17 protein-coding genes are annotated in these 13790 nt (G+C 33.2%); all 17 read left to right on the forward strand.

Annotation, left to right across the window (positions count from 1 at the left end):
• Positions 1–59 precede the first annotated feature (59 nt).
• The 17 genes from BCR24_RS12880 (at position 60) to BCR24_RS12960 (ending at position 13786) form a co-directional block, all read left to right on the forward strand.
• A complete protein-coding gene (locus tag BCR24_RS12880; protein WP_069640930.1) occupies positions 60–491 on the forward strand; it encodes a hypothetical protein in 432 nt (143 codons plus the stop codon).
• A 297-nt stretch (positions 492–788) separates the two neighbouring features.
• Positions 789–2072 (forward strand): XRE family transcriptional regulator, encoded by a 1284-nt coding sequence (locus tag BCR24_RS12885; RefSeq protein ID WP_069640931.1) that lies wholly within the window; start codon positions 789–791, stop codon positions 2070–2072.
• Between the two features lie 111 nt (positions 2073–2183).
• The gene (locus BCR24_RS12890; protein ID WP_239574109.1) at positions 2184–2708 is read left to right on the forward strand and encodes a Phi-29-like late activator; all 525 of its coding nucleotides are present in this window, start codon (positions 2184–2186) and stop codon (positions 2706–2708) included.
• A 66-nt stretch (positions 2709–2774) separates the two neighbouring features.
• On the forward strand, positions 2775–3341 hold the full coding sequence (locus tag BCR24_RS12895; protein WP_069641068.1) for a hypothetical protein: 567 nt from the start codon (positions 2775–2777) through the stop codon (positions 3339–3341).
• Complete coding sequence (locus BCR24_RS12900; RefSeq protein ID WP_069640933.1) at positions 3331–3792, forward strand: RNA-binding protein; 462 nt, start codon at positions 3331–3333, stop codon at positions 3790–3792. The genes BCR24_RS12895 and BCR24_RS12900 overlap by 11 nt, the downstream gene beginning before the upstream one ends.
• Positions 3792–3974 (forward strand): hypothetical protein, encoded by a 183-nt coding sequence (locus BCR24_RS12905; RefSeq protein WP_069640934.1) that lies wholly within the window; start codon positions 3792–3794, stop codon positions 3972–3974. The genes BCR24_RS12900 and BCR24_RS12905 overlap by 1 nt, the downstream gene beginning before the upstream one ends.
• Positions 3975–3997: 23 nt before the next feature.
• A complete protein-coding gene (locus tag BCR24_RS12910) occupies positions 3998–4207 on the forward strand; it encodes a hypothetical protein (protein WP_069640935.1) in 210 nt (69 codons plus the stop codon).
• 3 nt (positions 4208–4210) lie between these two features.
• A complete protein-coding gene (locus BCR24_RS12915) occupies positions 4211–5239 on the forward strand; it encodes a conjugal transfer protein (RefSeq protein ID WP_069640936.1) in 1029 nt (342 codons plus the stop codon).
• 3 nt (positions 5240–5242) lie between these two features.
• Positions 5243–5464 (forward strand): hypothetical protein, encoded by a 222-nt coding sequence (locus BCR24_RS12920; RefSeq protein WP_069640937.1) that lies wholly within the window; start codon positions 5243–5245, stop codon positions 5462–5464.
• Between the two features lie 9 nt (positions 5465–5473).
• The gene (locus tag BCR24_RS12925; RefSeq protein ID WP_069640938.1) at positions 5474–5878 is read left to right on the forward strand and encodes a conjugal transfer protein; all 405 of its coding nucleotides are present in this window, start codon (positions 5474–5476) and stop codon (positions 5876–5878) included.
• Between the two features lie 16 nt (positions 5879–5894).
• The gene (locus BCR24_RS12930; protein ID WP_069640939.1) at positions 5895–8402 is read left to right on the forward strand and encodes an ATP-binding protein; all 2508 of its coding nucleotides are present in this window, start codon (positions 5895–5897) and stop codon (positions 8400–8402) included.
• A 14-nt stretch (positions 8403–8416) separates the two neighbouring features.
• On the forward strand, positions 8417–10420 hold the full coding sequence (locus tag BCR24_RS12935; RefSeq protein WP_069640940.1) for an MFS transporter: 2004 nt from the start codon (positions 8417–8419) through the stop codon (positions 10418–10420).
• Positions 10421–10456: 36 nt separating this feature from the next.
• On the forward strand, positions 10457–11530 hold the full coding sequence (locus BCR24_RS12940; protein ID WP_379896840.1) for a phage tail tip lysozyme: 1074 nt from the start codon (positions 10457–10459) through the stop codon (positions 11528–11530).
• 11 nt (positions 11531–11541) lie between these two features.
• Positions 11542–11760 (forward strand): hypothetical protein, encoded by a 219-nt coding sequence (locus tag BCR24_RS12945; RefSeq protein ID WP_069640941.1) that lies wholly within the window; start codon positions 11542–11544, stop codon positions 11758–11760.
• Complete coding sequence (locus BCR24_RS12950; protein WP_069640942.1) at positions 11760–12290, forward strand: EF0163 family protein; 531 nt, start codon at positions 11760–11762, stop codon at positions 12288–12290. Before BCR24_RS12945 ends, BCR24_RS12950 begins: the two co-directional genes overlap by 1 nt.
• Positions 12291–12436: 146 nt before the next feature.
• Complete coding sequence (locus BCR24_RS12955) at positions 12437–12622, forward strand: DUF3173 family protein (RefSeq protein WP_069640943.1); 186 nt, start codon at positions 12437–12439, stop codon at positions 12620–12622.
• A gap of 6 nt (positions 12623–12628) precedes the next feature.
• On the forward strand, positions 12629–13786 hold the full coding sequence (locus BCR24_RS12960; protein ID WP_069640944.1) for a tyrosine-type recombinase/integrase: 1158 nt from the start codon (positions 12629–12631) through the stop codon (positions 13784–13786).
• Positions 13787–13790 lie beyond the last annotated feature (4 nt).

The raw sequence follows: 13790 nt of genomic DNA on the forward strand, positions 1-13790 counted from the left end.
TAGTTCAGTAGTCTTTTTTGTAGTAAACTTTGTAAAACTACTTAAGGGAGAGCAAGGTTATGTATACATTTGATGATGTAATTCAAGAGCTCGATTTTGTTATCAGTTTAAAAACACTAAAAAACTGGGCAAATAAAATTGAAAAATTAACAGATACTCGTTTTGTAAGAAAATATGAAAAAAATACAACTGGTCGTTCATATGGGTACAAAGTATTTAGTTTCGATCAAATTGAACAGTTTAAAAAATTAGTTTTTATGAGGGAACAAAATATCTCGCTAGAAAAAGCAATTCTAAGCGCTTTTCTTTCTAATGAAGAAAAAGAACAAATGGAAACAATCGAAATTAGAAAGAAAGAGTATGAGGAGTTCAGAAATGATACAAAACAACTGATTAAACTGGCAAAAAAGGTACTAGAAGAAAATGAACAGCTCAAAAGTAAGATTTTATCGATAGAAGAAATGGTAAAAAATAAGCAAGCTGCCACCTAGTATTCGCTAGGGATTGGTACGTACTTCATAAGTAATAGAGAGGGCGGTGCCGTAAGGCACATGCCCTCTCTATTACTTTGAATGCAAGTCGTACCGTATATCCCAAGTAATACTAGGTGCAGGTGGGCGAAGCCCACCTTTTGATTTCTACCCCCGTTTTATAATATGGGGGTAGAAATTAAAAAATAACGTAAAGTAGTCGCTGTAACTCCTTGTCTGGCAAGGGATTGAGCGATTATTATTTTGTCACATTTTTTACAGTAGTTTGTCACATTATTTGAAAGTAGGTTTGTATAAGTGAGAGGTATTGATTTAAAGCGATATAGAAATGAATTAGGACTTAAGCAAAATGAATTAGCCGAAAGGCTAGAGATTGAAAGAAGCTTAATTTCAAAAATTGAATCTGGTAAACGAACAATTTCAAAAACGATGGAGAAAAAAATTAAAACAGTTTTACACCTGAATGGCGGTGTAAATTCCGTTGAAGCCAAAATTGATTTTTTGCGTGTCCGATTTAAAACATTGGATGTACAAACTGTCATTGAAAAAATTCTGCATATGGATATGAATTGGTTTACTCATGAAAATAGAGGATTTTATCACTACACCGAAACATTTTATTACGGTTCAATCAGGATATTCAGAAATCCAGAAGATAGCAATATGGGTATCATGTTAGATTTATCTGGTGAAGGTTGCCGTCAATTAGAACAAATTTTTGAAGAGGACAATGATCGATCGTGGACAGAATTTTTCTGGTCGCTGTATGAAGATGACTTGTTTGGACAAGGGGTTGTTATTGATACAAAAATAACACGAATCGATATTGCATTAGATGAATTGATTGTTGATGGTGAAGTGAATTTTGATTTGTACGATTTAAAAGAGAAAATGGAACAAGGGTTAGTTGATACAACCTTTAAAAATTTTGATTTCAACGGTGGTTTTGCTTATGAAGGTGGAAAAATGGTGAATAAAGGACTATCTCTTTATTTTGGTAGTCGTCAATCACCTCTCTATTTTAACTTTTATCAAAAAGATTATGAACTCGCACGAAAAGAAAAAATGTCGGTGGAAGATACAAGACTTAAACATGAAATAAAGAATAGATATGAGATTCGTTTAGCTGATGAAAAAGCATTTCTTTTTATTGAATACTTTTTATCTAGTGGCGAAAGTTTGGATTGGTTAGTTAAGGAAATTATTAACGCATCATTGACTGTATATGAAATTGAAAATGATTTAAAAGTTTTTTGTCAGTCTTGGTATAACGTCATTGATAAAATGGAGGGTTTAAAACTCTCTGTCAAAGGAGAAAAACCAAGTATCGAAAAAACACTTCGTTGGTTAACAAATTATCTGGCACCGTCCTTGAAAATGATCAAACTGATTGATAATTATATGGGAACAAATGAATTGATGGAACGTATTGATTTAGCAGAACTAAAAGAAAAGCATGAAGAAATGATTGACATGGTTTGTGTTGATGCTAAAGATTTACTTTTAGGGAACGGAAGCAATAGTGATTTGAGGGAGTATATGAGCCAAGAGTTCGATTTAGAAGAAGAATATGCTTTCTAAAAAATTAAAGGAGAGGTATTTATGAGTCAAGAACTTGCTACAAAATTTACACGAGAAGTTCGTCAAAAAGTAGAGCTAGTAAAAATGACAAATAGTTTATTGGAAAGGACAATGGAAGATATCAAAACTCTAGATGATGGAGACGATTTGACCATTCCGTTTTTGAAAAAAACATTTGAAAATTGCTTCTTTGAAATTGAAGAGCGCGAAAAAGAGAGTAAGAGATTTCGTCATTTATTCTCTGTGTATGAAAAAGACATTCAGAATGTAGATAAAGGAGTTTGGGAGGAATATTTTAATACTTTAAAATATTATAGTTTTAGGGTTGCTAATTTTTGTGATATTCGTAAAAAATATAAACATTATCAGCCGAAAAACAAAGGTGAACTGGAAGCGAAAGTAAGGAAGCTGTTGTTAGCGAAAAATTTTGTACCAGATAGTTATTTTGAAGGTGATTATGCAACATGGATTGGCGTGTATGCTCGTCCAAAAGATAAGCCAACTTATTTGGATGCCAATAATCATGAAGAATATTTACTTCAAGGAAAATATAGTCAAAATGGATTCAAACAAGATTTTTCAGAATGGTTTGAATGGGAAATTGCGAATAATGAATTGCTTGAAACAAAAGATTAAAAAATATAGAAGGAAGTAGTCATGATTGAGTGGCTACTTTTTTCTTTTAGAAAGAGAGGTTATTTGATGGTTCGTTTTTTAACGGAAGAACTGGATAAAGACTATTTTGTGAAACAATATATCCAATCATTTAAACGAATTTTATTAGTTGGTGATGCCAATAAACTATCTGCTCGTGAAGAATCTTTGTTAGAGCTAGAAAAGAAATCTAGTGAGCTGTTCTTTGATTCTTTTCTAAAACAACATGGACGTGCGCCAGACGAAGATAGTTTGCTGGAACAAGTAAAAGTAAATTTTTTGAAACGATCACACTTTTTCAAACGTTCGGCGCAAGTCATTGATGAAGAACATTTTATTTTGTCTCATGTGGATCAAGTAAAAAGAATGAAAGAAATGAAACGAGAAATCTTTGTAGAAGGTGGCTACTCTTATATTTTAGAAAGAGAGAAAAAGCTTGCTAGGGACTACTTTAGAAAGAATGATGATTACCCAGAAGGTTATGAGGAGTTAATCATTAGTCGATCGATTACAGCGGTTAATTGTGGCTTAGAAAAGCTAGCCAATAATTTTATAGAGAGTTTTAATTTCTTCTATAGAGGTTATATAAGGGGGAATAGTATGCATGAGCTTTAAAAATATTATGCCGATTTTGAAGCCGAGAAGTGAATTTTATAAAAAATATGGTCCAATACCTGTCGTTAAAATGCTAAAAGATTATGGGTTTATTGTAGATGAAACACCTATTGATGATGAAGATATAGTTCATTTTGAAGATCATAAGAAAATGATTCAAGAACGTATCGGACTTAGTGATGTTCCTTTTAATGTAAAAAAAGAATTTAGTGCAGAATACTCATTATCAGCTATAACTAGTGTTTTTGTAGAAGGACGATATACCCGAACGTTAACTGGTGAAAAAATGTATGGTAGCTATTTCTATTATTTCTATAAAGAAGGCTTCTTGTCATCAGGTAGAAAAGTAAATGGGCGGATATATGCCGATCGAGTGACCAGATTAACGTTTTTGAGAACTTTTGAAAAACAAGCAATTATGTTCAAAAAAAATGAATTAAGGAGCAAGTAGTGAATATAGAAAGTTTAAGGTATTTATTGGATGCATTAGATAATAGTTTAGAAGTTAGAATTGCAGTAGAGGAGAGAAAAGAAAATCGCATACGAGATCAAACAATCATTGATGAAGATTCTCAACTATTGATTGGACTCGCAATTAAGAATGGTGTTCTTTATCTAAGAGGTCAAAAATAGAAGCTTGATTGGAGGATGAGAAAGTGGCAACGGTACTAGTAACTGAAAAGAACTTAGGAAGGTTAAATCTAAATGCAGATAATGTTGAATTTTTAAGGAAAGCGAATGCTGAAAATGGTGTTCGTTTTTTAATTTATCTTCATAGTGGAAAAGTATTAGATGTTGATTCGGTTTCTTATCAACATGTATCAGCAGTTTTTGGTAGTGAACGCTGGAATAGAAAAGGAGGATAGTGAATGATTTTTAAGAAAATCAAAGACACAAAAAATAATGTTCAGAAAAAAGAGAAAGTTCCACCAGCACCAAAAGTAAAACAAGTGACAAAGAAGAAAGCGAGCATTCTTGTTACTGGAGGTGTTGTTTTAGTCGTTGGGCTATCTGTTTTTGGAGCAATGCGAGCGATTAGTTTTGGATCAACGTTAGATGAAATAAAAAAGGAAGTAGTGACTGTTAAAAAGAAAGATGCTGAACCAGTAGAAGAGACGATTGATTATGGTTTAGTCAATCGATATATGAACGATTTTGTGTCAGTTTATATCAATACTGGTGAAGAAGCAAAAGACGGTCAAAAACGACTAGATAATTTAGAAAATTATGTATCTTATGATTTGGTTGAAAATGCTGAAAACCTATCAATTGATACGTCAAGAAAATTAAACTCCTATCATTTAGTAGGAATTGAAGAGAAAGAAAATTTCTATTTGGCGCATTGTCAAGTTTCATATACGTTAACGCAAAGTAATGGAAAAGTTGATGAAAAGACAAAGAAAAAAGTGCCTTCTAAAAAGGAAATTAAAAGTGATTTAGTTGTACCATTTCAGTTTAAAGATCGGTTAATTTCAGTTATATCTAGACCTTATTTTGTAGCTGATAAAGCACCTCTAGGTAAAACGAAAGGATTGGAACAGTCCAAAGGAATTACAGAGGAAAATAAAGCATTAGAGAAAGAAAAGCCTGCTATTACAAAATTCTTGAAAGTCTTTTTTGTGAAATATGCTAACAGTGATAAGAAAGATTTAGAGTTAGTGATGAAGGATGTTGAATTAATGGGCGGTGAATATGAGTTTGTGAAAATGGAAGATACTAGCATGTCAATCTATCCTATTGGTGATGAAATTGGCGTTCAAGTATCAGTTGTCTTTAAGGGAAAGGGAACTTCATTTGAACATAAAGAAAGTTTCACCTTGAAACTAAAGCAACAAAATAACTCGTATTTTATCGAAGAGATGAAACACTATTTTAAAATAGACGAAAAGGGGAAATGATAAATGGATTTTGGAAATTTTCAAGATTTTCTGCATAGTAAAGTACCAATTCTTTTAACTGCCGTATTAGTTTGGAGAGGTTGGAAGTGTTGGAAGGATAGTAAATGGTTTGAATTGATTGGTTCAGTTGCTTTTTATTTAGTGTTAATGGATATCACTACTGAAAAATATCTCATTTTAGCTTTAGTACGTTGGTTCTTGAAGTTATTTGGCGTTCAGATTTAGGTGAAGCTTATGGATAAATATTTTGATTATTCAGGGGGCTTAAATGCCCCTTATTTAGTACAAGAATTAAGAGACAAAAAAGGAAGACTGATTTGGGCGTTTACTACTCCAGTTAGTCTTAGTTATTTTGTCATTCTGGTATTGTGTTTGACTATTCTAGCCGTTGTTTTAACATTGTTTCCTATCATTGACACAATCCTTCTAGGGAATGCTTGGTTGCTCTATCTCTTCTTACCTCATAAATTAGCTAGATTATATGTGGAAAATGAGATTGATGGAAAACCAATGCACCGCTTTCTGATTGACTTTTTTAAATTTTGTAAGGAGTTTATGCTTGATAAAAGAGAGATTTATCAAGGACAACGAGTTGAAATTGTACCAGAGGAACTTACTTTTGATGAAGTGATTTTATAAGAAAGAGAGGTATTACATGAAGTTAGACTATCCAATTAAAAAGATAGAAGAGAACGTGGCTTTAACGAAAGATCAAGAAGTTATTGCCTATTACAGGGTTGATAGTGAAACAGTTACATTAACCGATTTTGTAGAAAAAAATAAGATAAAAAGAAAAGTGGCGCAAGTCCTCAATCGCTTAGTTGATAATCAAGCGTTTGAAATTCGCTTGTTGCCAGTAAATTATGATATACGAGGAAAGATGGGAGCATTTTTAAAAACCCTATCAGAAGATAGCATTTCCTTAGCAGAGGATAAGTTAAAGAAAACGATTATGATGCTAGAAAAAGAAATGGGAATGCCTTATGAGTATCAGTGGGTCATTGGTGTTCCTTTGAAGAAAATGACTGCTGGAGAAACATTTGCGGAGACAGTTGTTGAAAAAGGAACAGAAGCATTAGAAACTGTGATTAACGGTTTAGGTTGGGAATTAACCTTGCCCGAAAACTGGTTAGATCGTTACAGAGAAGCAGAAGCAGAGGTTTTCCAGAACTTAGGTGAGTTAAAAGTTGAGCGGTTGAGAGAAGATGATTTGTATTATATTCAATGCTATCAATATTTAAGAAACATTACTCATGAGAAAAAAGAAATTTTATCTGCTCGATCAACAAGAAATATTGCTGAAAGTAAGATTAAGGTTTTACGCTCTGGAGGGTTACGTTTTAGATCAGAATTTGGTGATAGCTATGTTTCTTATTTACCAGTTGGAAAAATGAATACTTTATTGAACGGTGCGAATCTATCAGAAGTTATTCAAAAAATGCCTTTCCCTATTGAAATGATTATTCAAGGAAAGTTTGCCAATCCGTATGGTTCAAACGGTTTAAAAGGAAGGAGTGGACGTGCAAGAAGTCGAACAAAGAATATTATTCAAGAAGCTCACAATACTGGAAGTGTTCAGCAAGATCGCATATTAGAAGGTAAAGCAGCTTTAGATGATTTGGACAAACAAATTGATAAGAAAGTACCTGTTGTTGATTGGGGTGCTTATTTAGTTGTAACAGGTCGTACTTATAAAGAAATGAGAGTTCGGCGTAAATATTTAATCAATAGATTTAAGAGTATGAAAATCAATTTAAGTAAAGCTACATTTGATAATCCGTATTTATTCCAATCTACGTTGTATGGGAATTTTCAAAGTGGCTATCAAAAAACGTGGGAACATACCAGCATTTTAAATGGATTGGCAGAACTAGCGCTTTTTTCTTCTAGTCATAGTGGTACAAAAATCGGTTTTTATTTAGGACGATTAGATAATGAGTTTGCTCAAGCTGACGACAGAAAGCAGGTCGTACAAAATTCAAAAAATTTGGTGCTTCTGCAAATGTTGATTGCCAATAGTGAAGATGTAGCAGGGAAACGAACAAGCAATCCTCATATAGCAGTAACAGGAGTTACTGGTGGGGGTAAGAGTTTCTTAGTTGGAAATATCTTTATGCAATTGTCTCTCACGCTTGCTAAGATTTTATATATTGATCCTAAAAAGGAACTGCGAAAACAGTTTATGAAAGCGATCAATGATGAAGAATATCAGAAACAATATCCACTGGATGTTGAACATATTAAGAAATTTAATTTTGTTACTCTTGATAGTCGTGAAGAAGAAAACTTGGGTGTACTTGATCCTTTAGTTATGTTGGATGCAACAGATGGTATTGCAACGGCTAAAGCTATGTTGTCATTTTTAAATGCAAAAGGTTGGGAAATAAAAGAACAGACAGCAATAAATAAAGCTGTTAAAGCAGTAAGTAAGCAACGAGGTAAAGGTGAAAAAGTAGGTTTTTGGCATGTAGTAGAATACTTGAAAAATGACGAAAAAGAATTTATCAGAGATGTTGGAGAATATATTGAAACGACAGTTGAAGGGTCAATTCTTGAATTAGCCTTTTCTTGGGGGAACACAAAAGGGTTATCTTTTGATGAAAAGACAACGATTCTAGAAATTTCTGATTTGAAATTACCTAAAACTGAAGGTAGTAAGTTAAATGATACTGAGCGGCTGTCGGTAACGTTAATGTTTGCATTGGGTGCGTTCTGCAAGAAATTTGGTGAACGTGATATTGAGGAAGAAACAGTCATTTTCTTTGATGAAAGCTGGGTACTCTCTAGTTCGCCTCAAGGAGAAGAAATTCTTATGAGTATGAAGCGTGTTGGACGATCGCAAAGTAATTTTATGGTTTTGGTTACTCAATCTGTAAAAGATACTGTAAGTGAAGAAGATGGCACTGGGTTTGGAATGATCTTTGCCTTTGACGAAGATAAACAACGTGAAGAAATTTTGAAACATTTGAACTTACCTATTACTCCAGATAATGTTAAATGGATTGAAAATATGGTTAATGGTGAATGTGTATTTAAAGATTTCTTTGGCGAACGAAATAGAATTGTTGTTCATTGTCCGTTCCCAGAGTGGGAAAGATTATTCAAGAAAGATAAGAAAAACAAGTCTGCTGAAATTGAAAATGATTATTTGCAGGTAGCGTAAGGGGGCAATATAAAATGGATTTAATTTATAGAACGTTCCAATTTTACCGTCCGTATTTGACAAACGAAGGAGAACTTTTAAATATTTGGGGTCCAATTAATAATATGCTTATTGAGGTTCCCTTTTTTATCTTGAATTTTTTTGTAATGGCGAATTGTGTGGTATTAGAATTGTTGGATCAAAGTTCTTCTTTTATTGCACAACAAGATACTGTTTATGATTTAGGGAAAAGAATATTTAATGAGTTTGGTGGAACAGCTCTTGCTAAAGGAAGTTTGATTTCTTTATTCGTTATTTTTTCTGGTATCTATTTAGGGTATCATTTTCTTGCTAAGAATGGGCAATTTACTAAAAAGTTAGTACATTATTTTGCAGTAGTTCTCATTATGTTTATGTGGTTTGCTCCAATAAAAACAACGAATGGATCAACACAAAGTGGTGGACTGTTTATTATGAAAACTGTGAATACAGTTTGTATACAAGTGAAAGAAAAAGCCACATCGGTAAGTTTCTCAATAAAGGGACAAGATGAAAATATGAGCCCTGAAAAACTTGGGTTCACTAAAATGTATTATCAAGAAACAATAGGTCGTACATTCATGTACTTAAATAGTGGTTCATATGATGGCGTTCTTCCGAATGGTAAAAAATTAGATGTAAATAAACTAATACCGAATAAGAAGATTGCAGATAGTGTGCCAGATGGTGGCGTAGGTTTATGGGATAGTCTTTTCGCTATGATGTCGGGGGATGAAAACCAAAAAGAAGCAGTCAAATGGGCAAAAGATAGACAAAAATACATTAATGAGACAGCAAAAACTAACTCGTTCATGGCTTTGTCAGGCGATACTTTAGCTTATAAAATGATTGCTACAGGCATAGCTATTGGCGATAGTATCGTTTTAGGGTTCCCTGCAGCGTATGCTAATTTGATGTTATCAATTATCCAACTACTTATTTTAGTAGTTTTATTCTTGATGCCTGTAATTATCTTAGTATCATTTGTTCCTACAATGCAAAATATATTATTTAAGGTTTGTAAAATGGGGGTAGGCTTATTATTTGCTCCTGTTTTATTAACGCTGTTTTTAATTGTATTTTTTGCTTTAATCAGAATGATTAATCTAGGGGTACAGACTGGAATTGAAGCAATACCAAATGCAGTTGTGGTAGCTCTTTTAGTTACTGGTAGTGGAGGATTGATGATCAACTTGTTACTTCTACTTTTAAAATTTGCTGTATTGCGAACCTTCTGGAAAAATAAGGATAATCTAATGAATCTAATAACGGATGGAAAATATAAAGCAATTGCTGAACTTGAACAGAGAGTAAAAGATAAAGTAAATGAAACGACAGATAAAGTTGTTGGTGGCGCAGAGGTTGCGGTAGGTATGTATACTGGCAATGCACAATTAGCAATGGATGGCGCAAGTCGATTAACAACTGATGCACAAGGAAATTCAGGTTATCTCGTTGATGTAGGACGTGAACATTTTGTTGATGATGAAGCAAATCAATTCAGAAGTTTTTCAGAAGGTATGGAAAGTTGGAAACAGGCGAAAGGCTTTGGTAATGGTCCAATGCTGGAAGAGGATGAGGAAAATATCGAAGAAGAGACACCTTCTTATGAAGATGTTTCCCTTGAACCGTCTGACGGCAATTATGATGGTGAATATGATGGGAGCTATTCAGAAGATGATGTGGATCAACTAGAACAACCAGATTTATCAATAGAAGATCAAGGGTGGAATAGTGAAATTGAAGAAGCTCCTGATTTTGAAGGATATGACGAAGAAGAACAGGGACAAGATACTTTTACTGAATCTGATCAACCAGATAATCAGGAAAATTTTGAAGTTGGAGAGTTTGAGCAAGAAAGAGAACAAAATTTACCAAAAGATCAATCACAAATTGAAGAAGAGCCAGAAGAGCATAACAGTTTTTTTGAGGAAACTTCAACTTATGAAACGATGGAAGCAGAAAAATTAGATAAGAATGAAGAGGACATTTTCAATTAAGAAAATGTTTTCTTTTTTTGAAAGGAGAAATATTTTTTGAAGAAAAGACACGTTCTTTTGTTGTCTGTAATGATTACAATTTTTCTTCCTATCATAACCGTTTTTGCAATAATTTTTGGTGCGTCTAATACAGGAAGTAGTGATACTAAAGATTTCACACCAAAAACAGATCAAGAAAAAGTAGCATTTGAAGTGTATCAATTTGTATTAAAGAATGGTGGCACGAAAGAATTTGCTAGTGCTTGGCTAGGCAATATGGAACACGAGAGTGGATTGATTCCTAGTCGTATTCAAAGTGACTTACCGTTTCAAGATGCGATAGCTTTCAATCCAACCCTTGGTGGGTACGCAATGGGACTGGCTCAATGGGATAGCGGTAGACGAGTCAATTTACTGAATTTTGCCAAAACACAGAAAAAAGATTGGAAAGACATTTCTGTTCAAATGGACTTTGCATGGAACCATGATTCTTCGGATAGTGCATTACTAAAGAAGTTTTCTAAAGGTACAAATATTAATCAAATAACAATTGATATCTTGGTACATTGGGAACGTGCGGGAACAAAGTTTGATCCAATGCAACAAGCACAACGGAAAACAAGTGCGAACAATTGGTACAATCGTCTTTCTAAAGGAAGTCAAGGTGGCGGTTCAGCGAATGTTGGTGGTGGCAAAATTGATGTACTGGAAACAAAAATGGGACAACAAGTCTATAACGGTGAATGTTATGGATTGACAAGTTTTTATGTCGATAGTTTCAATACAGGGATTCATTTGGGCGCTGGAAGTCCTAACGGCATTTCGGGAAATATTGGTGAGACGATTAGTGCGTCATTGATTGGGTCAAGTTATGCTTGGGAAAGTAACGGATGGACTGTTATACACAATCCTAGCTATTCTGACATTAAAGCTGGTGATATTATTAATTGGGCGCAAGGTGGAGGTGCGCCGAGTATCTATGGTCACACTGGTATCATAACAAGCGTTCAAGGAAATAATAAGTATACAACGTATGAACAGAACGCTAGTCAGGGGCGAATTTGTGCTAAATATGATCGAACGTGGGGAATGGAATTTCCGAATACTACGAGTATTATAAGAAAAAAATAGGAGTGAAGAATATGTTTGGAAAAAAAAGTGTTTTATCAAGAAAACAGGTAAATGCGGTATGCATATTGTTTAAATGTGAAAAAAATGATTTCGTGGTACGTAGATTTGAGGATGGCTTTTTAGTGTCGATACGAAGCAAAGAATATCGAGTAAAGTTTTCAGAAGGATTTAGGACAAAAATTGTTTATGCAAAAGAAGTTCAACGAGTAGCGAATAAGGGGGACAGATAATGAAAAAAATCATGTTATCTTTTGTGGCAGTTATACTTATAGTTGGTTTATCAGCATGTAAGCAAGAAAAAAAAGAAGTAAAAACAACAGAATCAGCTACTTTGGATTTGGAGATGAAACAAGTTGAAGGAACAGAAAATGACTCTCATGTAAGTAGTGGATCAAAAGAGACGAAAGATTCTAGTGTAAATAGTAAAAAAGAATCAGTAGACATGAAAAAGTTGTTAAATGATTTTGGTGAAGCATATGCGAATTATGATAGTATCAATGATCGAAACAGTAAATTAAAAAAATATATGACAGATAAATGTATTAAAAGTAATGGAATTAACTTTGATTCTGCGGTGATGCTGGCATCGAGAGGGGAAGTTGTTAGTATTTATCAGCCTATTGAGGGAGAAAAGGATCAATACGCTATTTTATTGAATTGTCAGCAAAATGGCTCTGAAATACGCATTTTATTGCTGGTAAAGGTAACTGGAAATAAAGTATCAGAAATGACGTACAATACTGTCAAACAAGAATATTGAATATATTATTCTTGAGTAAGAAACAGATACTACTAGGTTGATTGACATATAAGAAACTTTTAACAAGATTAGTTGTAAATTTATTTAGATGTAAGCTACCTTATTTCAAGGTAGCTTTTCTATTTTTAGATGAAAGGTGTGGTAAAATGAAAACCATAACTACAAAAGAAATCGAAAGTCATGGTTTTAACTCAACGCAAGCAAGAAGAATTTTCCGATGTGCGAAAAAATACATGGTACAAGAAAAAGGTTGTAATTTTTATGCTGGTAAGAAAGTACAACGTGTTCCATTGTATGCAGTTGAATTGCAATTGGGTATGGAGTTGAACTAAAATAATATGGCGAAAATACAGAATGTTTATAGAGACAAAAAGACTAAAAAATGGTTTTATAAAAAGAGACTTCCAAAAAATAATCCATTAGGAAAAGAATGGGCAATAAAAAAAGGTTTTGAGACTGCAAGTGAAGCAAAAGAAATGCTAAATATTTTTTTGAATGATTTAGAAAAAAGAACTATAGAAGATCAAGACACTGATGGTGTAGAGTTTATGGAATTTTTTGAATCTGTAGCAGTACCTCATTTTGAACGATCGTTAAAAGCTAGCACATATAGGAACCGTATGTTTGTTTATAGATATTATTTTCCGTATTTTAATGGATTGAAAATTACAGATATACAAAAAAGAGATATTGCTATATTTAAAGATCATTTACAGAGCAGAACTAACATTGATGGTGAAATCTTATCTTCACACTATATTAATAATATTTTGATTGGAATAAATCAAGTACTTGATTTAGCTCTTGAAAGAGAGATAGTAAGTGAAAATGTTGGTCGTAATGTGAAAAGAGTTAAGGAACGAACTAAACGAGAAATATCATATTGGACTTTAGAAGAATTTGATATGTTTTTTGATTCAATATCAAAATATAGATACATCGACATCATGAAAAGAGCTGGATTCTATACTTTGTTTTTTAGCGGTCTCCGAGTTGGTGAACTAATGGCTCGCAAGTGGACAGATATTGATTGGGAAAAAGGTTCTATTTATATCAATAGTACATTAGATTATAGAAATAAAATAGATTGGTCAGCTAGTCCTATGGATGGGGCTAAAACTTTTGGAAGTAAAGGTTGGGTTAAATTATCACCAAAGAATTTAGAATTACTAAAAAAATGGAAGGGTCAGCAACAGCTTGTAGGAGATATGGAATATATATTTATGTATGATGGTAGCATGTATGCTATAAGAAACTGGAAACTTTGGCAAGATCAAATAATAGATAAATATAATGTTGGGAAAGAGAAAGGCGATCAGCTTAGAAAAATACGTACACATGATTTTAGAGACAGTCATGCTATGTGGTTGTTAAGTATGGGCGTTGACATAAAGACCATACAAAAACGGCTTAGACATGAGAATGCCAAAACGACTATGAGTTACTATCTTGATAAAATTCAAGAAAATGAAACGAATGTACTTGAATTATATTAATTGT

The organism is Enterococcus ureilyticus (assembly GCF_001730315.1).
GTDB classification, from domain to species: domain Bacteria; phylum Bacillota; class Bacilli; order Lactobacillales; family Enterococcaceae; genus Enterococcus_L; species Enterococcus_L ureilyticus.

Bases quoted from the DNA above. Each gene is read 5' to 3' on its own strand.
- BCR24_RS12935 (WP_069640940.1), top strand. From the start codon at position 8,417: ATGGATTTAATTTATAGAACGTTCCAATTTTACCGTCCGTATTTGACA.
- BCR24_RS12880 (WP_069640930.1), top strand. From the start codon at position 60: ATGTATACATTTGATGATGTAATTCAAGAGCTCGATTTTGTTATCAGT.
- BCR24_RS12955 (WP_069640943.1), top strand. From the start codon at position 12,437: ATGAAAACCATAACTACAAAAGAAATCGAAAGTCATGGTTTTAACTCA.
- BCR24_RS12930 (WP_069640939.1), top strand. From the start codon at position 5,895: ATGAAGTTAGACTATCCAATTAAAAAGATAGAAGAGAACGTGGCTTTA.
- BCR24_RS12915 (WP_069640936.1), top strand. From the start codon at position 4,211: ATGATTTTTAAGAAAATCAAAGACACAAAAAATAATGTTCAGAAAAAA.
- BCR24_RS12890 (WP_239574109.1), top strand. From the start codon at position 2,184: ATGGAAGATATCAAAACTCTAGATGATGGAGACGATTTGACCATTCCG.
- BCR24_RS12950 (WP_069640942.1), top strand. From the start codon at position 11,760: ATGAAAAAAATCATGTTATCTTTTGTGGCAGTTATACTTATAGTTGGT.
- BCR24_RS12920 (WP_069640937.1), top strand. From the start codon at position 5,243: ATGGATTTTGGAAATTTTCAAGATTTTCTGCATAGTAAAGTACCAATT.
- BCR24_RS12925 (WP_069640938.1), top strand. From the start codon at position 5,474: ATGGATAAATATTTTGATTATTCAGGGGGCTTAAATGCCCCTTATTTA.
- BCR24_RS12960 (WP_069640944.1), top strand. From the start codon at position 12,629: ATGGCGAAAATACAGAATGTTTATAGAGACAAAAAGACTAAAAAATGG.
- BCR24_RS12945 (WP_069640941.1), top strand. From the start codon at position 11,542: ATGTTTGGAAAAAAAAGTGTTTTATCAAGAAAACAGGTAAATGCGGTA.
- BCR24_RS12900 (WP_069640933.1), top strand. From the start codon at position 3,331: ATGAGCTTTAAAAATATTATGCCGATTTTGAAGCCGAGAAGTGAATTT.
- BCR24_RS12895 (WP_069641068.1), top strand. From the start codon at position 2,775: ATGGTTCGTTTTTTAACGGAAGAACTGGATAAAGACTATTTTGTGAAA.